This window comes from Candidatus Zixiibacteriota bacterium, from assembly GCA_036480375.1.
Classification (GTDB): domain Bacteria; phylum Zixibacteria; class MSB-5A5; order GN15; family JAAZOE01; genus JAZGGI01.
Genome location: JAZGGI010000009.1, coordinates 1 through 24,494, shown reverse-complemented (window position 1 = coordinate 24,494; position 24,494 = coordinate 1). Strand labels below are relative to the sequence as shown.

The 24,494-nt window shown below is 45.8% G+C and carries 21 protein-coding genes; 14 read left to right on the top strand and 7 right to left on the bottom strand.

Features of this window, described 5'->3' with window-relative positions:
- Positions 1–88: 88 nt before the first annotated feature.
- Complete coding sequence (locus V3V99_02045) at positions 89–280, top strand: hypothetical protein (GenBank protein MEE9441433.1); 192 nt, start codon at positions 89–91, stop codon at positions 278–280.
- A 209-nt stretch (positions 281–489) separates the two neighbouring features.
- Positions 490–2,139, top strand: coding sequence for a VWA domain-containing protein (locus V3V99_02040; protein MEE9441432.1), 1,650 nt, complete (start codon positions 490–492; stop codon positions 2,137–2,139).
- A 184-nt stretch (positions 2,140–2,323) separates the two neighbouring features.
- Here the strand turns inward: V3V99_02040 and V3V99_02035 are convergent, their stop codons facing one another.
- The 3 genes from V3V99_02035 to V3V99_02025 are packed head-to-tail and all read right to left on the bottom strand — an operon-like array spanning position 2,324 to position 6,932.
- The gene (locus V3V99_02035; protein ID MEE9441431.1) at positions 2,324–3,643 is read right to left on the bottom strand and encodes a sigma-54 dependent transcriptional regulator; all 1,320 of its coding nucleotides are present in this window, start codon (positions 3,641–3,643) and stop codon (positions 2,324–2,326) included.
- A complete protein-coding gene (locus V3V99_02030; protein MEE9441430.1) occupies positions 3,636–5,270 on the bottom strand; it encodes an ATP-binding protein in 1,635 nt (544 codons plus the stop codon). Before V3V99_02030 ends, V3V99_02035 begins: the two co-directional genes overlap by 8 nt.
- 3 nt (positions 5,271–5,273) lie before the next feature.
- Positions 5,274–6,932 carry an ABC transporter substrate-binding protein gene (locus tag V3V99_02025; GenBank protein MEE9441429.1) on the bottom strand — a complete coding sequence of 553 codons (1,659 nt, stop codon included), beginning with the start codon at positions 6,930–6,932 and terminating at the stop codon, positions 5,274–5,276.
- A 190-nt stretch (positions 6,933–7,122) separates the two neighbouring features.
- Here V3V99_02025 and V3V99_02020 point away from each other — a divergent pair, with 190 nt between their 5' ends.
- Complete coding sequence (locus V3V99_02020; GenBank protein MEE9441428.1) at positions 7,123–8,208, top strand: hypothetical protein; 1,086 nt, start codon at positions 7,123–7,125, stop codon at positions 8,206–8,208.
- 108 nt (positions 8,209–8,316) lie between these two features.
- Here V3V99_02020 and V3V99_02015 read toward each other — a convergent pair whose 3' ends face one another.
- From V3V99_02015 to V3V99_02005, 3 genes are all read right to left on the bottom strand, one after another.
- Complete coding sequence (locus V3V99_02015; protein ID MEE9441427.1) at positions 8,317–9,033, bottom strand: flavin reductase; 717 nt, start codon at positions 9,031–9,033, stop codon at positions 8,317–8,319.
- Positions 9,034–9,062: 29 nt separating this feature from the next.
- Positions 9,063–9,638: a rubrerythrin family protein gene (locus V3V99_02010; protein ID MEE9441426.1), complete on the bottom strand. Its 576-nt coding sequence runs from the start codon at positions 9,636–9,638 to the stop codon at positions 9,063–9,065.
- Positions 9,639–9,756: 118 nt separating this feature from the next.
- Positions 9,757–10,932, bottom strand: coding sequence for a tetratricopeptide repeat protein (locus tag V3V99_02005; GenBank protein MEE9441425.1), 1,176 nt, complete (start codon positions 10,930–10,932; stop codon positions 9,757–9,759).
- Between the two features lie 246 nt (positions 10,933–11,178).
- On the opposite strand from V3V99_02005, the gene V3V99_02000 reads away from it, so the two are divergent.
- The 11 genes from V3V99_02000 (at position 11,179) to V3V99_01950 (ending at position 24,266) form a co-directional block, all read left to right on the top strand.
- Entirely contained in the window at positions 11,179–13,230 is a 2,052-nt protein-coding gene (locus V3V99_02000; GenBank protein ID MEE9441424.1) for a thioredoxin domain-containing protein, read from the top strand.
- A gap of 112 nt (positions 13,231–13,342) precedes the next feature.
- Complete coding sequence (locus tag V3V99_01995) at positions 13,343–14,029, top strand: YggS family pyridoxal phosphate-dependent enzyme (protein MEE9441423.1); 687 nt, start codon at positions 13,343–13,345, stop codon at positions 14,027–14,029.
- Between the two features lie 21 nt (positions 14,030–14,050).
- Positions 14,051–14,740, top strand: coding sequence for a DivIVA domain-containing protein (locus tag V3V99_01990; GenBank protein ID MEE9441422.1), 690 nt, complete (start codon positions 14,051–14,053; stop codon positions 14,738–14,740).
- Between the two features lie 3 nt (positions 14,741–14,743).
- Entirely contained in the window at positions 14,744–15,565 is an 822-nt protein-coding gene (locus tag V3V99_01985) for a purine-nucleoside phosphorylase (GenBank protein ID MEE9441421.1), read from the top strand.
- A 52-nt stretch (positions 15,566–15,617) separates the two neighbouring features.
- Complete coding sequence (locus V3V99_01980; GenBank protein MEE9441420.1) at positions 15,618–16,649, top strand: hypothetical protein; 1,032 nt, start codon at positions 15,618–15,620, stop codon at positions 16,647–16,649.
- Positions 16,650–16,927: 278 nt separating this feature from the next.
- Positions 16,928–17,926, top strand: a complete 999-nt coding sequence (locus tag V3V99_01975; protein MEE9441419.1) for an amino acid--tRNA ligase-related protein — start codon at positions 16,928–16,930, stop codon at positions 17,924–17,926.
- A 357-nt stretch (positions 17,927–18,283) separates the two neighbouring features.
- Complete coding sequence (locus V3V99_01970) at positions 18,284–18,424, top strand: hypothetical protein (protein ID MEE9441418.1); 141 nt, start codon at positions 18,284–18,286, stop codon at positions 18,422–18,424.
- A gap of 132 nt (positions 18,425–18,556) precedes the next feature.
- Positions 18,557–19,456, top strand: coding sequence for a M23 family metallopeptidase (locus V3V99_01965; protein MEE9441417.1), 900 nt, complete (start codon positions 18,557–18,559; stop codon positions 19,454–19,456).
- 410 nt (positions 19,457–19,866) lie between these two features.
- On the top strand, positions 19,867–20,508 hold the full coding sequence (locus V3V99_01960) for a sigma-70 family RNA polymerase sigma factor (protein ID MEE9441416.1): 642 nt from the start codon (positions 19,867–19,869) through the stop codon (positions 20,506–20,508).
- Between the two features lie 138 nt (positions 20,509–20,646).
- Positions 20,647–21,807, top strand: coding sequence for a cystathionine gamma-synthase (locus V3V99_01955; GenBank protein ID MEE9441415.1), 1,161 nt, complete (start codon positions 20,647–20,649; stop codon positions 21,805–21,807).
- Positions 21,807–24,266 (top strand): heavy metal translocating P-type ATPase, encoded by a 2,460-nt coding sequence (locus V3V99_01950; GenBank protein MEE9441414.1) that lies wholly within the window; start codon positions 21,807–21,809, stop codon positions 24,264–24,266. The genes V3V99_01955 and V3V99_01950 overlap by 1 nt, the downstream gene beginning before the upstream one ends.
- Before the next feature lie 13 nt (positions 24,267–24,279).
- Here V3V99_01950 and V3V99_01945 read toward each other — a convergent pair.
- The coding region (locus V3V99_01945; protein ID MEE9441413.1) for a hypothetical protein at positions 24,280–24,494 on the bottom strand (215 nt) is incomplete at its 5' end.

Here is a 24,494-nt window from a genome sequence, read left to right as displayed (position 1 = left end):
GTCCCCGCTCCACGGGAACTCCCGGGAATGACAAGCGGAAACCTGTTTTTATGCGGCGCGTCCTGCCGCAAATATAAGGGGGAGTAGTATGGATAGGAAAAAATATTGTATCGCTTCGGGGACCGTTTTTGGATTGGTCGCTATTCTACATCTGGTGAGAGCGATCCTCGGATGGCCCTTCCAGGTCGGTGACTGGATGGTTCCGATTTGGATATCGTACGTCGGTTTTATGGCAGCCGGTTTCTTAAGCATCTGGGCGTTTCGGCAATTGAATAAGTGATAGGCTTTGTGCCATGTAATATTCACCGGATATTTCGAAATTGGCTTGGGTTATCGTAAGCCAACAATATTGAAAAACAACTTTATACATCTTACCTGACTTAAATATCCATTAAATTTTTCGCATCGAAAATTTAATGAATCCCACTTTCGATATTTTGGTACAACCTCCAATCGCAGGGAATTCACCCTTTAACATCTGGAGGTATTATGAGACGTATTGCTATCGTTTGCGTTTTAATTTCTATTTTATTCGGATGCGGTTCCAAACCGCCGCCGTCGGAGGAACCGTTCGCTATTATTAGAGTTGATAAAATCCCTCCTCGCCCGGCACCACCCCCCCGGCCCGCTCTGCCGACTCACGGGGATCACGGCAACTTGAACTATCAGCATCCGTATCCAAAAGCTCCCTGGTTGCCGGAATATAACACCGAGGAATATTCCCGGATTTATGAAAACCGATTTTTACTCACAACCGAACAGCCGCTTTCGACTTTTGGAGTGGACGTTGACGCCGCGTCGTACAGCAACGTTCGCCGCTATATACAAAGCGGTAATCATCCGCCACGGGATGCGGTTCGCATTGAGGAGTTAATCAACTATTTCAATTATGACTATCCTCAACCGGACGGCGTTCATCCCTTTTCAGTCAATACCGAAGTGGCCGACTGCCCCTGGAATCCCCGGCATGACCTGGTTCTGATTGGTTTGCAGGGCGCGAAATTAAACCAGTATCATCTTCCGCCTTCCAATCTCGTGTTTCTGATTGATGTGTCGGGGTCAATGAACAATCCCAAGAAATTGCCGCTTTTGAAAAAAGCCTTCAAACTGCTCGTCAATCATATTCGGCAGGATGACCGGATTGCTATCGTTACCTATTCCGGAAGGGCTCGTTTGGTCCTGCCGTCAACTCCCGGATATCGAGGCGAGGAGATAATCCGGGCGATTGACCGATTACATGCCGATGGCTCCACCGCCGGAGCTGCAGGAATTGAACTGGCCTACCGGGAAGCATGGGATAATTTCATCGACGGAGGCAACAACCGTGTTGTTTTGGCCACCGATGGAGATTTCAATGTCGGCGTTTCCAGCACTTCCGAACTGGTTCGCATGATTGAGGAAAAAAGACGCAGCGGAATTTTTCTTTCTGTCCTCGGATTCGGAACCGGCAATCTCAAAGATTCCCGGATGGAACAGTTGGCCGACAAAGGCAATGGGTATTACGCCTATGTCGATAATCTCCGCGAAGCCAAACGCGTCATGATTCGCGAGATGAACGGCACCCTGCATACCATTGCAAAAGACGTTAAGATGCAGGTAGAGTTTAATCCGGCGCATGTCAAAGCGTATCGGTTGATTGGATACGAAAACCGGATTCTCGACAAACGCGATTTCAACAACGATAGGCGTGACGCCGGAGACATCGGAGTCGGCCATTCGGTAACGGCTCTTTATGAGATTATTCCAAATTCGGCCTATTATTATGACCCGGGAACCGATCCGTTGAGGTATCAATCCCGAACGGATGTGATCGATAATCGATATGAAGATGAAATTATGATGCTCAAACTGCGGTATAAAACGCCAAACCAGGAAACCAGTCGTCTGATTTCAACGCCGGTTTATTTAAGCGATTCGAAATATCATCATGCTTCGGATAATTTCAAATTCGCCGTGGCCGTCGCCGAATATGGGATGCTCTTGAATGATTCAAGGTATCGAGGTTCGGCAAGTTTCAATCAGGCTATGGATTTGGCGCGTGAATCTATTGGAGCCGACAGGGACGGCTATCGCCGGGAGTTTATTGACCTCTGCCGAAAATGCCTATCGATGAAATTCGCGTCTGCCCTACATCATTGATTATTGTAGCGACAACTCTCGGGTTGTCGTTCGTATAATTATTTTTATTTTGTAGAGAAAGAGCACGAAGGGCTCTTGCCATGAGAGCGAAACATAATATGTTAGAAGATCTGGCTGGAGCCCTTTGGGCTCCAACCCTAGTTTTATTAGTGTTTTTTTAGTCATTGAAAATTCCTCTTATCCTTCACTCCAATCCCAGCTTCTTCATCTTCTTATAGAGATGGGAGCGTTCCAGACCCAGTCGTCGGGCGGCTTCGGCGATATTGCCGCCGCATATCCCGATGGCTCTTTGAATATACTCAGACTCAAAATCATCAACGGCGTCTTTGAGCGGAACAAAATCTCTTGATGAAGCTCCCGATAATAATGGGCGGATGTCGGCTTTGTCAGCCTTCGCTTTGTTGATATAAATCGATATTCGCTCGGCGATATTTCGCATCTCACGAACATTACCGGGATAATCATAAACCATTAAAAATTCCAATGCATCTTTCGTAAGTTCAACAGGTGTCCGTCCCGCGGATTCTGCAAATTCACACAAAAAATGCTCCAGCAAAAGCGGAATATCTTTTTTCCTTTCACGCAGAGGAGGCAAATCTAATGTAACAACATTGAGACGATAAAATAAATCCTGGCGGAACTCCCCGTCGTCAATCAGCTTTTGAATATTTTTATTAGTCGCCGCCACAACATTCAATTCAATATGTATCGTTTCGCTCGACCCGACCGAGCGCAATTCGCCGCTTTCGAGAACGCGCAAAATTTTGGCCTGAGCGTCCGGCTTCATATCGGCGATCTCATCCAAAAATATCGTCCCTTTATCGGCCTCAGCAAATCGTCCGGATTTATCGGCGATGGCACCGGTAAACGATCCCTTAATATGCCCAAAGAGTTCAGATTCGACCAGCTCGGCCGGCAATGCGGCGCAATTAACCGGAACGAATCGGCCAGATTTGTATTTGCAGTGTTGGTGAATCATGCGCGCAATCATTTCCTTGCCGGTTCCGTTTTCACCGAGAATCAAAAAACGATTGGATTTACCCGCGGTCTTTTCAATATCTTTTTTAATTTTATTCATCGCCACCGATTTTCCAATTAGCCGTCCATAAATTTTATTCGATAATTCTATGTTTTCATCTTTGAGTTTGCGCGTATGCAGGACATTTTCAATAGTAATAAGTATCCGTTCGAGCGACAATGGTTTTTCCAAAAAATCGGACGCGCCTAATTGAATCGACCGCACAGCCGTATCAATCCCCGAATGCCCCGAGATCATTACTACCGGAGGCGAGCCGTCGGCCTTTATTATTTCCTCCAGCAATCCCACTCCGTCTCCATCGGGCAGCATAACATCGAGTAAAATCAAATCGTATTTTAGGAAATCTTTCTTTTTCGCTCCCGTGATATCAAGTGCGGTATCGACCCGATAGCCGCGACGACCAAGGGCGGCAGATAGCGTACTGCGGATTTCATGCTCGTCATCTATCAACAATATTTTAGACATTTTCCTGCGGCAGGGTGATGCTCACCCGCGCCCCTCCGTCTTTTTTGTTTTCAACGTTCATAGTCCCAATATGATCAAATACAATTCGCTGGCAAATCAAAAGTCCCAAACCACTGCCTTCTTTTTTGGTTGAATGATATGGAGTAATTCCATCGGTCAGGATTTTCTCGGGAAAACCTGGCCCGTCATCTTCAATCGTGATTCTAATACCATCATGCAAGCTTTGAAATTCCGCCTGGCATTTTCCGGCGTCGGCTTCGAGGCTGTTCTTGATAAGATTAATTAGAACCTGCAGTAACTGCTCCAAATCCGCTCTGACTATTGGATGCGATAAGTTATTTTTTAATTCAACACGACCGGCTTCAATCTGGTCTTTATAAAGAATTTTGATTTCATCAACCACCCGATTGATGTCGAATTCTTTTATCTCCGGAGCGGGCATCTGCGCGAACGCCGAAAAACGATCAATTAATTTTTTCAAACGGTCAACCTCCCGGGTAATCGTCCCCGTACATTCGGATAATATTTTTTCAAAATCGGGTTGTCGTTCAGAATAACTGCGCCGTAAATCGTCGGCGGCGATCGCGATCGGAGTCAGGGGGTTTTTCACTTCATGGGCCACTTTGCGGCCAATCGATTGCCAGGCCGCGATCTTTTCGGTCATGACAAGCCGTTTTTGCGAATCGGACAACTGTTTCATCATGCTGTTGAATGATTCGGCCAGTTCGGAAAACTCGTCTTCCCCTCGGGTTATAACTTGGCTGGACAAATCACCCGAGGCGACTCGTACCGCCCCCTCGCGAAGATTTTGAATTTCCCGCCGGGTCCGCGATGTAAAATACAACCCGGCCGTAATTACCACGATCAGCGAAAATATAGTGACCCCCCCGACAGCGGTATAGAAATTATTGAAAACGATATCGAGACCGCTGGGATCAAACCGGCCGAAAATAAAATATTCCGATGGCTCCTCATTGAATATCACCGCGCGAAATTGATTTTCCTCTCGATAAGGATTTCCGACAGACTTGTCCGGCTGCTGTAACGGTGATCCATCAGATACGTTTCGCTTATCCAAAAAAGATATTTGCGACCTCGTTACTGCCGCGGCCAATGAGTTGAACGACAAATCCAGAAATATCCCGCCATAAAGATAGCCGGATTGAGTGGGGATAATACAAATCAGCGAGGGATGCGAGCCCCGGTAATCGTTTTCATATTTATATACAAAGTAGGGATCGGCAATATCCGATGGCGGTAGAACCTGCCCCACCAATGCCGGACGGTCGGCCGAAAGTAATACCCGCCCCGATGAATCGACATATTCCAAAAAATCAAGAGACAATAGCGGCAGACGATACCGGGAAGACGACCGTCTTTTGGCTTGCAGATTGAGTTCGCTGATTTGAAAAGCGCGGCTGTCGGCAACATATCGAATACTTTTTTCTACGCGGGCCGATGTGTTACCAAGCAAATCCTCAAAACGGTCACATGCCAAAACCGCTTCCCGATGTTCGATTCTTTTAATCTGTTCGGATATACCGGTTACGACGATTATCGTTATCAGAATCGTCGGCAAAATCGCGGCGGCCAGCAAAGTCAGGCGCAATCGGGTCGAGAACGTCATTAGCTAATTTCCTCCGATTGTAAAAGCCCGAAAAGCGGTGATATCATCCAAATCAGGAATTCCGTAAAAATCAAATTTCATACCTTTAAACCGATCACTGCCGACGGCGTAAATCCAGGGACGGAAGAGAGGAAAAAACGAAGCCTCTTCAAATATCGTGGCTTCGGCCCGGGCAAAAAAGCGGTCCCGGTTTTCCGGATTCAAAAGGCTCGTTCCTCTACCCAGATCATCCCACCCGGGTCGATTCATTCTTTGATCCTGAGGCAGTGTCGAGTTTTGATCATTCAATTCCAAAACGGCGCTGATCAAGGCGAACGGAATGATATTGTCCGACGCCGGGAAAAACGCCACATGAATATCAAACGACTGGCCATAATTATATTTTTTCAGGTCGGCGATTGTTCCTTCACGAGCGGCAATATCCGCTACGTATCGTCCGGTTTCATAGAGCAGGCTGTTGTCGTAGCAAATTTCAACGCGGGGCGCGTTATTGAGAATAATCCTGTGTAGCGACCGGCCCCGCTCGGTATCAAAAGGATGATAACGTCCCGCGGGCTCCGCCGAATCATCTCGTATAATCCAGCGCAAAATACTTTCGGTCGCGCCGTAAGGAAAATAGAGATGTCGCCGTTCGGGATCATAGCGATAATAAATTGAAGACGGCAGCAACCCTCTCGAAAAACTATCGCCTCCGATTCCCGCCAGCATCACCGCCAGGTAAGGATATAACGCTTTCGCTTCATATACTCCGGCCAGATCATCTTCATACCCGAACCCGATATATCCGTCACTCATATCGTTTTCATATTCGAATTTCATTCGATATGACTGCCGGAAATATTTTATAATTATTTTTTCAACCTGAGGTATATCACCCCGATATGATTCATTGGGAACAAAGGCCCGCAATTGTTCTCCCGCCATCGCCTGCCCGATTTCGCGAAAGGCGCCCGTGCCAAGGTAGCTCCGATTATATACTTGAAAATCAGGATGCGAAAGAAAATAGCCCGCTCGAGGGAAAGGCTGCTTAAATCGCAAATGCAGGGTGAAACCGTCTATTATTTCAATCCCGTCTTCGTTGAGCGGTTTTAATTTGGCGAAAAAATAGCGAACGGCGTATGACCGGCTGCGGTAATTAAGATCATCCAGCCACCAGTGAACGGTTTCGCTATTAAGGCGGGTGTCATCGGAATACCGAATACTCGGGTTCAAATACAGAGTCAATTCCCGCCCGGATATACTGAGAGAATCCGCCAGCGTCGGAAATATTGAATCATTAACTCTTTCAAATAATGTCTCACGCGAAATATTGAATAACTCAAGTGGCAAATCGGTGCCGAGTGTAATTACCGCTTTGGTATCGACCACCGCCGTCGTCAAGCGGGCAAGACAACTATCGGAAAACAGACGCTCATCAATTTCAGCAATGGGGCGGCTAAAAGATATTCCGGGTCCGGCATAATCGATGATTCCTGAAATAATTTCATTCTCACCGCAATATACCGCAAAGGGCGTCCCGGCAAAAATCCCGCCTTCAACGCCGTGTTCAAAATAGAGGCGATTCAGCCTGACCTGAATAATTTGTGATTCGACATACTGCCCCCATATTGTCGAACCACACACCAAAACCAATACCAAAGCTGTGATAAAAAAATATCTCATGCAACCCTCTAAACCTTATACACGCAAAATACGAGTTTGATGCACCTGTGTCAATTTTGACACAGTTTTATTATATCTGCCTTACTCATTAAGGGAAAATTCATTGTATGGCAACGTCTTACAAATTCGGCACAATCTTTGATATGTCTTTCGTTGAGCAACATGAAACCTTAAAATAAAGGAGACAGTCATGACAACAAAGTTTTTCCTCTTGACGCTTGCCGGAGTCGCCCTCGGAATGGCGATGTTTTTAATCGGTTGCTCATCCGAAGATGACGCCGTAATCGAAGTAGGAACCGTCACTGATGAGATTATCGACCAATTGATTGATACTAATTACGCGGATAATGATGCCGAACAGCCGGGAGTAGAGTTCGCCAATGAAGTTACCGAAGAAGGCACCGTTGTTTTTTCCGAACAGGACCTGCAATCGCAATCCCGTCCCGTTATCCTCGATATAATTGCCATTGATGAAAACATCTACGGTCTTCATGAAAACGGAATTGTGATTCATCACCGAAGCGACGGCACCAATTCATTCGTGACCTCGGAAAAACCTTTAGGCGCGATGATCAGGATCGGCGAAAAGGTATTGGTTGGAGGCGATAACCTTTATACTCTCGAAGATGGTGAATTAGTCAATGATGATTTTGATCTGAATCTGTCCGGTACAATAACCGCTCTCGCCCAGAAAGAGCAACTCCTCTACGTCGGTACAACCGAAGGCTTCTATCAGGTTAGCTGCGACGGCGTTCGTGAACTGACAACCGGTATCAAGGTCTCGAACATCGCTCCGGAACCGAGAGGCGTATGGATCGGTACCGCCGGTGACGGTCTTTATTTCTGGGATGGAATGGAATTCCGCAAACGTTACTTGCGCCGTGATTCGACCCTGTTCGATAATGTCACCGCCCTGCAATACAGCCACAATCATATCTATCTCGGTACCGATAAGGGACTCTTTATCTACGACGGCGGACGCTGGCAGCCATACGGTCTGGGCGACGGTCTCCCTTCGGAAATCATTACCGCCATCAACGCCGATGACTGGGTTGTCAAAATCGGTACGACAAACGGAGCCGTCACCTTCTTCGAAAATCAATTCAAAATGATACCTAAATTCGAGGGCTTGATGGTTAATCGTATGATCAAGTATAAAAACAAACTAATCGCCGCCACCAGCGAAGGACTTCTGATGAAAAGCGGCGGACTCGTTTCGACTTTATTTGATGGACAAATCCCCACGCAGGAAATCGCACTGGGGAAAATATACTAAACCTTCACTCAAAACGGGAGGGGATATCCCGTATCCTCCGCGTGGGACCCCATCCCCTCCCCCTCCTCTAAATTCAATCGCCCCGAAATAATCGGGGCGATAAATATTTTAGACAGGCTCGAATTCGCTTTTATTGGCGTCGCATACCGGACAGCGCCAATCATCAGGCAAATCTTCAAATTTAGTACCCGGCTCTATACCGTTATCAGGATCACCCTGCGCCGGATCATAGACATATCCGCATACTTCGCATACATAGCTTCGACCGGCCGCCGTAGCTTTGTTTTCATCCATTTCTTTCGCATCATCTGGAGGGACTTGCTCACCTTTATAAGTAGGCGCTGTGGGCGGAGTCTTACCACGCAAATTCTCGCGATAAAACTGATATGTCATTGGGATGCCTTCACCGATTATCCGGGCGTCAACGATTTTCCCGGTGAACAATGTATGCGAACCCATATCGTCGGATTTGATAACTTCGGCGTCCAACACCGACAAGGCATAATCAGTCGGATAAGGCGATTGGGTTTGCGTCAGGCGATAATCAATACCCTCAAATTTATCCACATCACGGCCGCTTTTAAAACCGAACCGTCCGATAAATTCGAGCGGGGCCTTCTCAGATAAAATCGTAACGGCAAAAACGCCGGCTTCCGCAATACATTCATGAGTCAATGCGCCTTTGTTGATGGCGACCGTAATCAGAGGCGGTGAGCTTGATACCTGCATCGCCGTATTGGATATCTGGCCGTTGAGCTTGTCGCCCAATCGCGAACTGACGACGTAAACCCCATAACTCAGCGTAAGCAGGGCATCAAGATTCATGTATTTTCCTTACGGCTAATGGTTTTTGCTTACCAGTTTTCGGCCAGAACTTCGAAATGGTCTTTTTTATGGGCGCAGGCCGGGCAGACATCGGGCGCCTCTTCTCCCACGTGCAAATATCCGCAGTTTCTGCAACGCCAGACTACCTTTTCCGGCTTTTTGAAGACGGTTCCGTTTTCGATATTTTTCAATAATTCCAGGTACCTGTTTTCATGCTGCTTCTCAGCGACGCATATGGCGTCCCAGTTTTTGGCAATTGCCTCGAAACCTTCCTGTCGAGCGATTCGCGCGAATTCGGGGTAAAGCTCCGTCCATTCCTCATGCTCTCCCGCGGCGGCGGCCTTGAGGTTTTCAGCCGTCGAGCCAATTACACCCGCCGGGAACGAAGCCGTAATTTCGACATCCCCGCCTTTCAGAAATTTGAAAAACCGCTTGGCATGCTCTTTTTCCTGATTGGCGGTTTCTTCAAAAATATCGGCAATCTGCACATACCCTTCTTTTCGGGCTTTGCTGGCAAAGAACGTGTAGCGATTCCGCGCCTGTGATTCTCCGGCAAATGAACCCAATAAATTTTTTTCGGTCTTGGTTCCTATTAAATCCGCCATGAAAATATACCTCCCAGTATGATTTAAATAATCGATTCATATTAGACATAAAGTTGGAGGGGAGCAAGCGGATTTTTAAAGTTGTCTATACCAAATGGATATATTCAAGCCGTGACGATTATTTGCATGTACCACCGTCGCGGGCGATATTATAATTATTGCAGCGTCCCAATTGGCAGGCTTTTTTCCAGTCGGCGCAGGCTTTTTCAGGATCGTTTAGTTTGACCATGTACAGATAACCGCGATTTTCAAAAGCTTCCGCAAGTTGGGGATTAAGTTCCAGAGCCTTATTATAATCATCCAGAGCTTTATCAATTAAATCCATATTCAAATGGGCATTGCCTCGATTGCTATATGCCTCGGCCTTGTCCGGGCTTAAATCCAGGACGCGATTAAAATCAGATATGGCCTGGGGAGACATTCCCTGTCGGTCGCGAGCGATACCTCGATTCAAATAAGCATCGCTGTACTCCGGATTCATACGAATTGCTTTATCGTAATCGGAAATCGCGTTTAGAAGATTATCCTTACCGAATAGAAAAAGATTGCCTCGATTGTAAAACGCTTCCGGCCAGATAGGCCGCAACATAATAGCCTGGTCGTAGTCGGATAAGGCTTTATCATAATCTTTCAGATGCATATAAGCATTAGCGCGGTTGTAAAAGGCGAAGGAATATTCCTTATCGGAATCTATCGCCTTGCTCAATAGTTCAATTGATTTTGTATGATCATCCCTGTCGGTATAAATCCCGGCCAGCTCCAGATAGGCGCGGGCAAAGCGTGGGTTGATTCTCAGGACATTGCGAAACTCGGTTTCCGCCTTTTGGTAATCCTTCAGCATGAAATTATAGATGAATGCCTTTTGATAATAAGGTAATAAAAACAGATCGTTCCTGGATATGGAATGATCAAAACCGGCCAGGGCATCTTCGATTTTTCCCAAACGGAGGTTGGCATCAGCGGATAGGTAAACGGCGACCGCGTTTTCGGGATGTTGTTTATAGAACGACTCTGTAAATTGAGCCCAAATTACTATCTCATCGGGATCGGTGACGCTCTTGAACATGCTTGTTGCGCCGTAGTTTTTCTGGGTTGCCAGACAGGCATGGCCCATCAGAAGTCGGGAGATTGGATCGGCCACAGAAGCCGAATCTGCCTTTAGCATTTTATATATTTTCGGCCAGCGGGCATCCAATATCGCTTTTTCCATTTCTGAACCAAGCGCCCAGATAGACTGAGAAAATAGAATAATCAAACTCAGGAGCAAAAGAGTAATTAACGTTAATCGTCTCATTTCAAAAAATCCTCCGCTAATGATAGTCGCGTAAAGTAATGGCCATTATAGATATCGGCAAGCCTTTTTTAATTCTAAACGAAACATCCGGCCGGGTTCCAAATTCATGAAACAATAATGGATTAATCGGGGTTATACTCATTGTAGAGTTAGGAGATATAGATGGTCCATAATACAAGATTACTCATAATACTAATCCTTTGTCTGGCAATGATATTAGGTTGTTCTGAGATAGGAGAAGAAACCTTGCACACTAAGACAAAAAATAGACTGGCCAATGCCGCGTCACCCTATTTGCAGGCTCATGCCGATAATCCGGTCGATTGGTACGAGTGGAGCGAAGAAGCTTTCGAAAAAGCACGTAATGAAAATAAACCAATATTTTTATCAATTGGTTATAATGCCTGCCATTGGTGTCATGTCATGGAGCATGAATCGTTTGAAAACGACGAAATCGCTCGGATATTAAATAAGTTTTTTGTGTCGATAAAAGTTGATCGAGAGGAACGACCCGATATCGATCAGGTTTATATGTCGGCCGTCATGGCTATGACCGGCGGTGGGGGATGGCCTATGTCAATCTTTATGACTCCCGATAAGAAACCGTTTTTCGCCGGGACCTATTTCCCGCCGGTATCAAATTACGGCCGCCCGGGATTTAAGGAGCTCCTCACGGAAATCGCCTTCGCTTATGAAAGCCGGCACGATGATATTATAAAGACCGCCGAGACGATTACCAGCCGTTTGTCTCAATCGGCAACTCAGAGTATTTCACCAAGGCCTATCAGTCGTGAAGTATTAGTTTCAGGGGCGGATGAAATACTCAGAAATGTGGATTTTCGAAACGGCGGATTCGGCTCAAACCCCAAATTCCCCCAGAGCGCTGCTGTTGAGTTTTTATTTCGAGCTTCTCGTTTAACCAAAAACGAAGAATATTCCCAAGCCGGTTTTCTGACATTGAAAAAAATGTCGGAAGGCGGAATCTACGATCATCTCGGAGGCGGTTTCCATCGCTACTCGGTCGATGAAAAATGGCTCATTCCTCATTTTGAAAAAATGCTTTATGACAATGCCCTTTTAGTCAAATCATATCTCGAAGCCTACCAGCTAACGGGCGAGGCGGAGTATCTCGAAGTCGTAACAGGAACTCTTGGTTTTCTGCAGCGCGAAATGTCTGACTCCGAAGGCGGCTTTTATTCGACTATGGATGCCGACAGCGAAGGCGAAGAAGGTAAATTCTATGTCTGGAAAAAATCAGAGGTAGACGAAATAATGGGCGATGACTCCGATTGGATATGCCGCTATTACGGGATAACCGTATCGGGTAGTTTTGAGCATGGTCTCAATGTTTTACATTTGGGCCGTCATTCGCAGGATGTTATGGATAAATTACAATTGAGCCCGGAAGAATTTCGTGAGAAAATTGAAAAGGCAAATCTGACTTTATTAGATGTCCGTTCCCGTCGTGTCGCCCCGGCTATCGACGATAAGATCCTTGTTTCGTGGAATGGCCTGGCTATCTCCGCCTTTTCGCGGGCCTATCAGGTGACAGGGGAAGCCGGTTATCTAACATCCGCAAGAAAAGCCGCCGATTTTATTTTGAAAAAATTGTATGACGAGGGCACGCTTTATCATAGCTACCGCCATGGAAAAATCCTGCGCGTGGAATTACTGGAAGATTACGCCTATTTCATTGCCGGATTACTCGATTTATACCAGGCATCGTTTGAGGAAAATTATCTGCGGACCGCCCGGCAGTTGGCTGATCGCACTGTGGAACTGTTTTATGATTCCGATCAATTTTATTCCGCTCCCGCAAATAACAATGATTTAATCTTCAGGCCTCGTGACATATCAGACGGCGCCACGCCTTCGCCGGCTTATGTCATGATTCGCAACCTCCAGTATCTTATCGCTATTACCGGTGATAATTCTCTGTCCAATATTAGGGATGAATCATTGGCAGCCCACTCGGGTATGGCCGCCCAGTCACCCCAGGCAACTGGCACACTGTTGATGGCCGGGTATTTTGCCTTATCAGAACCTATCGAAATTGTCGTCTCAGGTAACGATTCTCAAAAAATGACACGATTCAATCGGGAAATATTTTCTCGATTTTTACCCAATAAAATCGTAATCGGGAATATCAGCGGGGAAAAATCGAACTTACCCCTTTTGCAGGGAAGGCAGGAGGTCGACCAACTGACATATTTCTTCTGCCGTGATAAAGCCTGTCGTCTCCCGGTGACAGACTTGGCCGGTTTGAGCCAAGAACTAAACTGGCTAAGCGGTCTGTAGGAATAAACAGTGTCGCGAGCAAAGCGGGCGGTCGGATTTACGTTCCGCCCGTTTTTATATTGCTAAAATTGACGCCTGTAACTTATATATCAATGTTGTGCAAAATGAAGTAGTGGAACGGATCGCCCGGAATTTGCGGGAAGTGAATCAGCGCATCGCCGAGGCCGCCGGAAAAGTTAATCGTCAGCCTTCGGAAATTACGCTTGTATCCGTCAGTAAAACTTTTTCTGTGGAGATAGTGGAACACGCCGTCGCGGCCGGTGCGAAAATTCTGGGGGAGAGTCGAGTTCAGGAAGGAATCGAAAAAGTTAAAGAACTGGGTAACATCGCCTCATGGCATCTGATAGGACATTTGCAAACCAACAAAGCAGCACGGGCGGTACAATATTTCGATTTGATTCAGTCAATCGACTCATGGCATCTGGCTGAAAAAGTTTCTCAGGCGTCTGTCAGACTGAACAAGAAGATTGATTGTCTTCTGGAAGTAAATTCATCGGGCGAAGAAAGTAAATACGGCTTCCCTCCCGATGATTTAATTGAAGGGGCCGAACGAATAGCGACGCTTCCGGGTATAAACATGAAAGGTCTGATGACGATAGGCCCCTGGACGGATGATGCGAGTGAAATTCAAAAAGCGTTTGAAATGACTCGTAAATTATTTGAGGCGATGCGAACACAAGTAGGCCCTTACGTAGATACGTTATCGATGGGAATGTCGTCGGATTACGAGTTGGCAATAAAATGCGGCTCCAACATGGTTCGTGTCGGTACTGCGATTTTTGGCGAGAGAACAAGATAACAATTAAAATAGAGTATTATTATGGAAACCACTCCTAATGATCTGCGTCAGCAGCAGTTTGAAATTAAATTCCGGGGATACAATCCCGATGATGTCGAAGTTTTTCGGGATCTCGCGGCGACCGCCCTGGAGGAAGCCCGCGCCGAAACTTTAAAACTATCCGAAGAAAACAATCACCTCAACGAACGTTTGAAACATTTAATCGACCTTGAAGACACCCTCAAAGCGGTCGTCGTGGAAGCTCAGAAAAACGCGGATGCAACCATAACCACGGCTCATAAAGATGCCGAAACTACTATTGAGCAGGCCAAAAAAGAAGCGGAATTGATTGTTCGCGAAGCCGAGCATAAGAAGTCGGAAGTAATCGCCGATATGCACCGCCAGATGGGGAAACTTGTCGCCGACATAAACAAAATCAGGTTCATCCGCAGCAATTATCTGACTCAATTAAAATCACTCATTACATCGCAACTGGCTTCAATCGAACAACTGCTGGCCGAGGATGATAAAGGAAACGGATACTCCGAACATGATGCCGGGCAAGGCGAATCTGTCTCCGGCGAAGAGACGGCACAGACCCAGCAATACACCGCCGAGGATATGCAGACGAATCCTGAAGAAGGGTATATTGAACAGTCGGATGAGGATAATAATGCCCTGGAGCAAATCGAAAAGCTCGACGATACCGAACATCATACGAATGAGGAATAGACAATGGACAATATGTACGATAAGATTATTGAATCAGCGGATTATATAAAAACTCAAACGGATATAGAACCACAAATCGGTATTATTCTTGGTACCGGACTCGGTTCCCTTGCCGATGGCATCGAAATCAAATCAAAAATTGAATATGAAAATATTCCCAATTTCCCTGTTTCAACCGTCGAATCTCATAAGGGTCGACTCCTCATGGGAACACTTAAAGGCAAGCCGGTGGCGGCCATGCAGGGCAGATTTCATTTCTATGAAGGCTACGACATGAAACAGATCACCTTCCCGGTACGGGTTCTGAAAGAGCTGGGAATTGAAATTCTGATTGTCTCCAATGCTTGCGGAGGAATGAATCCCCAATTCAAAGCCGGTGATGTCATGGTAATTACCGATCATATTAATCTTTTGGGATATAATCCTCTCATCGGTTACAACGATGACCGACTGGGCGTCCGGTTTCCCGATATGTATAACTGCTACGATATGGATCTGGTGAAACTGACCGAAGAGGTTGCTCTTGATTTGAAGATTCCTCTGAAGAAAGGCGTATATGTTTCAGTCTCCGGGCCGAATCTGGAAACCGCCGCGGAGTACCGTTTTCTGAGAATTATCGGCGCCGATGTCGTTGGGATGTCAACCGTTCCCGAAGTTATTGTCGCCCGTCATCAGGGAACCAAAGTGCTGGGGATGTCGATTATAACCGACATGGGATTGCCCGATACACTGGAGCCGTGCTCTCTCGAACGCATCATTGATACGGCCAACGAAGCCGAGCCGAAATTGCGCGATATCATCACCGGGGTCGTTGAGCGGATTTAATCAAATAGATTCAGAGATATTATTTATTCTTAACTAATCGGAGGGGGGTAGTATGTTTACAACAATGTCTGTAGCGGATGCCGATTTCACCGATGGCCGGTGGCAAACCTATCATAAATTGATGGTTGATCTTCGCGAGCGGTTCGATTCGACTTTTCCAGATACTCCGTGGGAAGATTTTAAAAAGCGAATGTTGTCCTATCAACAACCCGAAAAAGGATATGATCGCTTTGTGATTTTTGATGATAATAATCCCGTCGGGTGGATTCAAATGATGATTTTCAACGCTCGCACCCCCCAACAAAATGGCTCTCTCGGATTCGATACCCTCTACGAAGACGTTCCCGAGGACGTCAGTCACTTGATGGCGAAACGGATATATGATTATTTGGTTAAGTTCGAATGTCCTTCAGCCAATACTATGACTGAGACAGAGCGGATGATGCGTTTACCGCAAATGTGGAAGAGTGCATATTTAAATCGATTGGAAAGATTCCGCCTGTATCGCGATTCTGCCAATCACATAATTATCGAAAAATGGTTGACTGAAATCCCGGCCCAAAATCAAGATCTGAAATTAATTATTTATTCGGCCATTCCGGAAAAATATCTCAATCAATACGCTGAACTTTTCGCCCGCTATATAAACGAGATGCCCAAAGAAAATGAGAATGCCAAAAAATATCACGTCGCGCCCGAAGAGATCAGACGGCAGGAAAAATGGCGGGAGGATAATAACTCCAGGCTGATTACCAGCTTGTTGCTGCACAATGTTAACGGCGTTATCGGTATATCCAATATTATGATTAATATGTCTGACCCCCGGGAAGCGTATCAAGCAATGACCGGCGTCACGGCCAAATATCGTGGTCGAGGATTATCAAAATGGCTTAAGGCGTCTTTATATGAAAAAATCGGCAAAGATTTTCACGGAAACGAATTTATGGTGACGGATATGAGGGCAGCCAATAAGCCAATCTATGTAGTCAATGAACAGATGGGGTATAAACTATTCAGCAAAGGCGCTGAATTTGAAATTTATTCAACTCAGTTAAAGAAATATCTCGATGGAATTGAAAAGTAGATATTATTATCTATTAATTTTTAGCCCGGCGGAAAATTAAAACTTGACTTAACCCTTGCAGGCATATTAAATCCCTTTTTTAGAGACATGTTCATAACGAAAATCAAAATCGCGCTACGAGTGCGTTCGGGAAAGATACTATCAGCCCGGGGAGTTTGGCAAAATGCATGCTAACCATCCCGGAGCGGGAGCGGTATTCCCGTTATATGTTGGCTTTATTGGCCACCCATTTTTATTGGGTGGTCTTTTTTTTATACCTAAAACCAGGAGGTCTATTGATGCGTCATCTGGAAGTATGTCAGGGCAATTTTGCTGTCACCAGCAAATTGAGATCACTACTCTTAAGAACCGCCCGCGAATGGTTTGTAAAACACGATTTTATGGAGGTTCAGGTTCCGCATATCACCGGAGCGACCGGTTCCTGCGAATGGTTCCCCAACGCCATGTCGGTAGCGATGTTTGACGAAGGCGGCGATGAAGTGGAAATGTTTCTCCGGCAAACCGGGCAGCTTTACCTGGAAGCCTTCACCGTTGCGCACAATCGCGTTTACACAATCGGGCCGTCTTTCCGGCAGGAGCGTAAAGTAACCGGACGGCACTTATGCGAATTTACATTGATAGAATTTGAGAGCCGCGATTTCCAACTCGACGGTTTAATGGATAATATCGAGTCATTGATAAAAGCAATGTATACCGAAGGACATAAAATCTATCGCAATAATACTCTGAAAAAATATATCGACCAGCCCTTCAACCGCGTCAAATACGAAAAAGCGGTCAGCCTGCTCCAGGCCAAAGGACACCAGATACAATTCGGTGATGATTTCGGCAGCGAAGAGGAAGAATTATTATGCCAAATCCTTTCCGGAATGCCGACCTTTGTCACCAATTACCCGGCCGAACCCAGACCCAAAAAAGGAGGAGTCATAAAATTCTTCTCAATGAAAAGGAAAGGCAGTGAAACTTTATGCTGTGATCTTCTCCTGCCTCACGCTGGCGAATCGGTCGGCGGGGCCGTTCGGGAAGGCGATTCGGAAAAATGTAAAAAACAGTTTGAAGAATCTTATATGTATGATCACCTCGTCGCCCGCGGAGTCGACCCGGCTCAATTTAGTTGGTATTTCGAGGTCCTCAAGCAATCGGAGGGTCAATCATCCGGGTGCGGCATCGGTTTTGAACGAGTCGTACAGTCGATTATTACCACCAAACAAAACCGCTGGGAAAGTATTAAGGCGGCCGTAGAAATTCCTCGCTCGCCGGAATTCCTTGTTATTTAATGACACGATCAATCAGGCGGCTTCAATCTTTATGTGAAGCCGCCCTGAATTTAATCAAGCTCTAAAACCAGTCGATTTCCGGAAGTTTTATGGTTTTGCTCAAAACCTACTCAATGTGGGATTTTGACCACAATTTCTGCAAACCGATAGCATGCTGTTCAATTTTTGATCATTTGACGGATTTTCTAAGATATTGTAAATCAATATAATAGAGTAGTCCGTCGGTGTTAATGTGTTTGTCGATCAAAAGGCATAGCAATTGCTAAATCCTTATCAAACTTACGGTAATTATGTCGCGATGGTATATGGCAGAAACCTGTCATTGCCTTATAAGATCGCTCAGCAAGGCAGGTTATTATGGCTCCAAAAAAGAAGGAGAATTACAAAAAGCCCAGAAAAGTCTGCTGGCATCTTTATAGCCTACAGACTCTGAATCCGGAAAAATTCATAAAAGTTATTGAGAAAATTCTTCGCAAAGAGTTTATAGTTATCAAGTAAATTCAGGCAACCCTTTTGCCGATATATTGAACTAATAAATAGAGCTTTTTGACTTGACAGGTATGCCCAAGGCTTATATAATGGGGCGATTTTTTTGGAGAGTGGAGGAATAATTCCTTCGCTGATTGAGGAATGCTAAAAGATAAGATTACCATAATGGTCGTTCCCCGAAAGGGCGGCGACATGTCATCATATTCAATCCCGGTAAAGCTTTTATGGGCCGTTGCCCTCTTCGGTATTTGCTTTATCGCGATCAATGTATTTTTACTGTCCGATTATTTCAGCCAGAGAGTGGACCGCGCCCGCCTGGATAAACTCCTTCGCGAAAATCAGATGCTTTCCGAACAATATACCGCAATGGAAGGATCAATCGATGATCTGCAGGGGAGCTACGCCGAGTTAGTCAACAAGGAAGAAGCCATCAGAACCATATTCGGATTGCCGGAAATTAACGAAGAAGCCCGGATGCTGGGTGTTGGCGGCCCCGAAGACCCCGCTTTAAATAACTTCACCGAGGCTACCGCCGAAGCCCTCAAAGTCAGCGCTGACGTCGATGAACTTTTGCGCCTGGCCAAATTCGAACGGGAGCGGTACCGGGATGTCTATGAACTCCTTGGAAATAAACGAGATCTGCTCAATCATACCCCGTCAATTAAGCCCGCCCGTGGTTATCCTTCAAGCGGCTACGGCACTCGCAACGATCCCTTCACGGGACTTAAAGAGTTTCATCCCGGCCTTGATATTTCCAATAGTAATGGAACGCCTATTTACGCGACCGCTGAAGGCAAAATCACGGCAGTCAGAATAAACGGCGGCCTTGGGAAAATGGTCTCTATCGATCACGGCTACGGATTCATAACCCGCTATGGACATCTGAGTGATTACAAAGTCAAAGTCGGACAAAGGGTCAAACGCGGAGATATAATTGGATTGATGGGCAGCACCGGCTATACAACTGGCCCCCATTTACATTACGAAGTCATAAAAAAAGGCAAACACGTCAATCCGTACAAATACATAATCAATAAGTAAGACAGCCTAAATTCAAAATTTGTGGCCCCGATTTACTCGGGGCTTTTTTAATTTAATCCATTAATCTTGGTCATTATTTATATTCTTAATGGTCCACCCCAAATCACATAAGAATAATAATAGTAATAAGTTGGGCGGGGGGATTTGTGGGTGACTGTATGTAAAAAATCTATTTATGGGAGGCTTGGGAATCTGTCGGCTTGAGTTTTTTTTGATCAGTTTTTAATTTTTTACCATTTATTAGCAGGCTTTTCAAAAAATCCCTCCCATTTTGGGCACTTGGGAATATCGCATAAACTGCAGTAAAAAACGAAGAATTGGGAACTAATAAATGGAATTTATGTTTAAGGGAATATGAACTATTGCAGTCCACAAAATTATTAATTCGACGCCTAATGAGGGAAATAGTTGTGTCTAATCAAAATGTAACCAGGGTTTCTAGTATTCCGAAAACAAGGAATGTCGCAGAAGACAAGGATGAGCTTGAGGTAAAGGCTATTATTCGTCGGATCAGGCGGGGGGATGAGAGAGCCTTTGGTGAATTAGTCAGCCGTTATCGTAACCAGGTCGGGGCTTTGGCCTACAAAATGGTTGGTGACTATGATGAAGCTGCTGACATTACCCAGAATGTTTTCGTAAAGACCTCACAAAATTTATGGCGTTATGATGAAAACAAGCGGTTTTATACCTGGTTGTATCGGATAACCGTCAATGCGTCAATTGACTACATGCGCAAACACCGGCGCCATCGGCATGAACCATTGGATAATGTTCGCGATACGGTTGCAAACCACCGCGATAATCCGGAAAGCAATTACCGGAATAATCAATTGCGCGAGGAGCTGACCAACGCCGCCAGCCGACTAAACGGGAAACAGAGGTCGGCCTTTATTCTGCGAGATATTGAAGGGTGCCAGATTGATGACGTGGCCAATATTATGGATATGCCGGAAGCTACTGTCCGCTGGTATCTGCATCGAGCCCGCCAGAAAATACGTAAGGACTTGCTGCGGCGTTGTCCCGGCTTGCTCATCGCGTTAGGGATTAAGTAAAAAATTCTGTTAAACTAATTTAGGTTGTTAGCATGTAGTGGCCTGATTACTTCTCCCAGGTAATCAGGCTTTTTTTTATAATATTTTTCAGGATTTTTCGTATATTAATTTCTTATTCTCAACAAAAAAGGCGAAACAATGAATGAAAAAAAATTGAAAAAACTCGCAATTGCAACTCGGGCCGTCCATCTCGGTTCCGAACCGGATCCTCAAACCGGAGCGGTTACGGTCCCGATTTACCAAACTTCGACGTATCGCCAGGAATTTCCCGGCCAGCACAAGGGATACGAATACTCCCGCACCGACAATCCAACTCGGTCGGCCTACCAGAGAGCCCTGGCCGGTCTCGAAGGCGCCGATTATGGATTGACTTTTGCTTCAGGGATGTCGGCCGTTGATACCATTATGAAAACCTATCGACCGGGCGACCATATTATTGCCGGAGACGATCTTTACGGCGGCGTGTACCGCTTATTCTCGACTTTTTATGAACCACTGGGAATTGAACTTGAATATGTCGATATGTTCGGCGATTTTGATCTTGAGCCACACATTAAGTCCAATACAAAAATGGTCTGGATGGAAACCCCTTCAAATCCTCTCCTGAAAATAGCCGATATTGAGAATATCTCAAAAGTAACCAGAGCTCACAGGATACCTCTGATAATTGACAATACCTTTATGTCGCCGGCTATCCAGCAGCCGTTGCAACTGGGCGCCAATGTTATCGTTCATTCAACAACCAAATATATCGGAGGTCATTCCGATACGGTCGGTGGCGCGATTATCACCAGCGATGAACAATTGTACACCAAGTACAAAATCTTGCAGAATTCGGCCGGGGCTGTTCCCGGTCCTTTTGATTGTTTTATTGCCCATCGGGGTTTGAAAACTCTCGATTTACGCATGAAAAAGCATTGCCGGAATGCCCTGAAAATCGCCGATTGGCTACAGCAGAGGAAAGATATTGCCAAGGTTATATACCCTTTTATTGAAAGTCATCCTCATTATAAGATTGCCCAGCGTCAGATGTCGGGAGGTGGCGGTATGATCTCATTTGAAATTTCCGGCAATCGGGAAAAGGCTTTGGAGATCGTTTCCCGTACCGAATTATTCTTACTGGCTGAATCTCTGGGAGGAGTCGAATCTCTAATAGAGCATCCGGCCGTAATGACTCATGCTTCGATTCCGCAGGAAATCAGAGAAGAAAAAGGTCTAAATGATCGCCTGATTCGGCTGTCTGTCGGGATAGAAGATGCCGATGACTTAATAGAGGATTTGGATAAGGCGCTCGGATAATGAATAACTATTCAAAACAATTTGATATCGATATTGCTGAAGATAGTCCATTTATTCAGGCCGACGAACTACACCGGCAAATCGAAAGCCTGTCCGGTATCGAGGACGTGCGCGTTGATACTGAAAAAAGGCGAATTACGTTTCGAACCCGAGCGGGCGAAAAATACAGCGATGATATCAATCAAGTTCTTGATGAACTCAATCGCCTGGGACTGAAAATGAAGATTACTCATGAATCGGTTGAAATATTCAATATGCATTGCGCCGGATGCACCGCGACGATTGAAAATGGACTCAAGAAAATCCCCGGTATAATCGATGCCCGAATAAACTTCGCGACCCAGACGGGGGAGATCGATTTTCTTGAAAATTTCTATTCCCATAAATCTCTGGTCGGGGATATAAAAGAGATTGGCTACCAAGCGGCTCTTTTGGATAGCGAAGTAGATGAATCCCTCAGGGGCCAAAAATATCGGTGGGAATTGATAATCGCGATAATCTGCTCGTCTTTGATTTTCGCTCTGCATTTTGGCCAACATATCCTTAACTTATTCAGCCTTCCTTTTTCGGTGGCCGTTATAATTCAATTGATACTGGTTCTGCCGGTCATGTATTCAGGACGAATATTTTTCATTGATGCCTATAATCAATTGCTCCACAAACGGGCCAATATGAACAGTCTTATCGCCCTCGGCTCGGGCAGCGCCCTTGTATATTCTCTTTTTGTGGGTTTGCGGTATTTTCTGGATGGAAATACCGAACCGATGCCCGTTTATTTTGAAACTACAGCGATGATCATCACCTTTATTATGATCGGGCGTTATCTTGAAGAGAAGGCCACCCACGAAGCCCGCGATGCCGCGCTCGGCATGGCTTCTCTGCTTCCCCGGACAGTAATCCGCATTGAGGAGTCCGGCGATGAGAAAAAAATACCGCTTGATGAACTCATAATTGGTGATACCGTTCTTATTCGAGCCGGTCAGTCCATCCCGGCCGACGGAGTTATAATAACCGGAGAAGCGACAATCGATGAATCCCTGCTGACCGGTGAGTCTCTTCCGGTTGATAAAAAGGCGGCCGATAATGTCATCGGCGGAACGGTTAATACTACCGGCGGGTTCAAAATGATGGTAACAAAAGCGGGAAACGGAACCGTACTTGATAGAATGATTCATTTGGTCCGAGAAGCACAGGGCAAGAAGGCTCCGATACAGAAAATGGCCGATAAAGTCGCCGGAATATTCGTTCCCATAATAATTGTGATATCATTTTTGACTTTGGTGGTTTGGCTCCTATTAAAGCCCGGTTCGGTAATGGCGTTGACGGCTCCGGTAGCGGTTTTACTGGTAGCCTGTCCGTGTGCTCTGGGTTTAGCGACACCGACGGCTATTCTCGTCGCGACCGGACGTGCAGCCCGTCTAGGCGTGCTATTTAGAGACGGGAATGTTCTCGAGAGATTTTCAAAAGCCAACTGTTTTATCTTCGATAAAACCGGAACGTTAACCAAGGGACATCCAATCGTTGAAAAAGTAACGGTTGCCGAAACTGTAGGCGAGAGAGGCCTGTCGGAGCAGGAATTGATTCAATGGGCGGCTTCGGCCGAGCAATTCTCCGAACATCCGCTGGCTCAAGCCATCCGCGAACGGGCGCGTAAAGACGGCAGCAAATTAATAGAACCAGAAGATCACACATATCTTCCCGGTCAGGGTATCTCATCGTTAATTAAAGGCAGAAAAGTCATTGTAGGTAAGTTGGAATATTTAATTGAGCAGGGTATGCCGGAAGGAATCGCGGATCAATTTAAGAAATCCGATGATAATCAAGGGTCGTCGGTAATACACGTCGCGGTGGATATTGAATATAAAGGCTCCATAATACTATCGGATGCCGTGAAAAAGGATGCGCCCGAAGTTATCAGTTATCTCAAGGACTTACACAATGAAGTGATTTTACTAACCGGGGATAATTATAAATCGGCCAGGGCGGCCGCCGCCAAAATCGGTATTAGTCATGTCGAAGCTGAAGCGAAACCGAAAACAAAACTGGCTACGATAGAAACTTTGAAACGCACCGGGTATGTGACGGCCATGGTCGGTGACGGAGTAAATGACGCGGCTGCTTTAGTGGCGGCCGATATTGGAGTATCATTGGGAACGGGAACCGATATTGCCGTTAAATCATCGGATATCACTATTACCGGCAAATCCTTGAAGGCTATCCTGACTGCCTACGAAATTTCAAAATCGACTTTGAGAATTATAAAGCAGAATCTATTCTGGGCGTTTTTCTATAATATAATCATGATTCCCATCGCCGCGGGGATATTATATCCATTTGGGATAAGTATGTCGCCTATTTTTGCGGCCGTGGCGATGGCGTTATCGTCTATTTTTGTGGTGACAAACTCCCTGAGGCTAAAAAAACTCAAACCGATCTTAAAAGAATCGGTATCTTCATAGCGCCGCGATTTGATTATTTCATAATGACGAGTTTTCCGGTTTGTTCGCCCATGTCGGAGCGGACATGCCAGATATAGATACCGGTTGTGATGGCCTGGGTGTTGCGGCTGATGACATTCCACGTTTCTTCTTGAGATCCAGGTCCACCATCAGGACGAAAGTGTTTGATATATCTAACCAAATCACCGTCAACGGTATAGATTCTAATAGCACAGATCGGCGGCAAAT

Coding starts and splice junctions, on each gene's coding strand:
- V3V99_02040 (MEE9441432.1), top strand. CDS start 490: ATGAGACGTATTGCTATCGTTTGCGTTTTAATTTCTATTTTATTCGGA.
- V3V99_01990 (MEE9441422.1), top strand. CDS start 14,051: ATGGAAACCACTCCTAATGATCTGCGTCAGCAGCAGTTTGAAATTAAA.
- V3V99_02005 (MEE9441425.1), bottom strand. CDS start 10,932: ATGAGACGATTAACGTTAATTACTCTTTTGCTCCTGAGTTTGATTATT.
- V3V99_02025 (MEE9441429.1), bottom strand. CDS start 6,932: ATGAGATATTTTTTTATCACAGCTTTGGTATTGGTTTTGGTGTGTGGT.
- V3V99_01970 (MEE9441418.1), top strand. CDS start 18,284: ATGGCTCCAAAAAAGAAGGAGAATTACAAAAAGCCCAGAAAAGTCTGC.
- V3V99_01955 (MEE9441415.1), top strand. CDS start 20,647: ATGAATGAAAAAAAATTGAAAAAACTCGCAATTGCAACTCGGGCCGTC.
- V3V99_02030 (MEE9441430.1), bottom strand. CDS start 5,270: ATGACGTTCTCGACCCGATTGCGCCTGACTTTGCTGGCCGCCGCGATT.
- V3V99_02020 (MEE9441428.1), top strand. CDS start 7,123: ATGACAACAAAGTTTTTCCTCTTGACGCTTGCCGGAGTCGCCCTCGGA.
- V3V99_01950 (MEE9441414.1), top strand. CDS start 21,807: ATGAATAACTATTCAAAACAATTTGATATCGATATTGCTGAAGATAGT.
- V3V99_02015 (MEE9441427.1), bottom strand. CDS start 9,033: ATGAATCTTGATGCCCTGCTTACGCTGAGTTATGGGGTTTACGTCGTC.
- V3V99_01965 (MEE9441417.1), top strand. CDS start 18,557: ATGCTAAAAGATAAGATTACCATAATGGTCGTTCCCCGAAAGGGCGGC.
- V3V99_02010 (MEE9441426.1), bottom strand. CDS start 9,638: ATGGCGGATTTAATAGGAACCAAGACCGAAAAAAATTTATTGGGTTCA.
- V3V99_02045 (MEE9441433.1), top strand. CDS start 89: ATGGATAGGAAAAAATATTGTATCGCTTCGGGGACCGTTTTTGGATTG.
- V3V99_02035 (MEE9441431.1), bottom strand. CDS start 3,643: ATGTCTAAAATATTGTTGATAGATGACGAGCATGAAATCCGCAGTACG.
- V3V99_01980 (MEE9441420.1), top strand. CDS start 15,618: ATGTTTACAACAATGTCTGTAGCGGATGCCGATTTCACCGATGGCCGG.
- V3V99_01975 (MEE9441419.1), top strand. CDS start 16,928: ATGCGTCATCTGGAAGTATGTCAGGGCAATTTTGCTGTCACCAGCAAA.
- V3V99_01985 (MEE9441421.1), top strand. CDS start 14,744: ATGGACAATATGTACGATAAGATTATTGAATCAGCGGATTATATAAAA.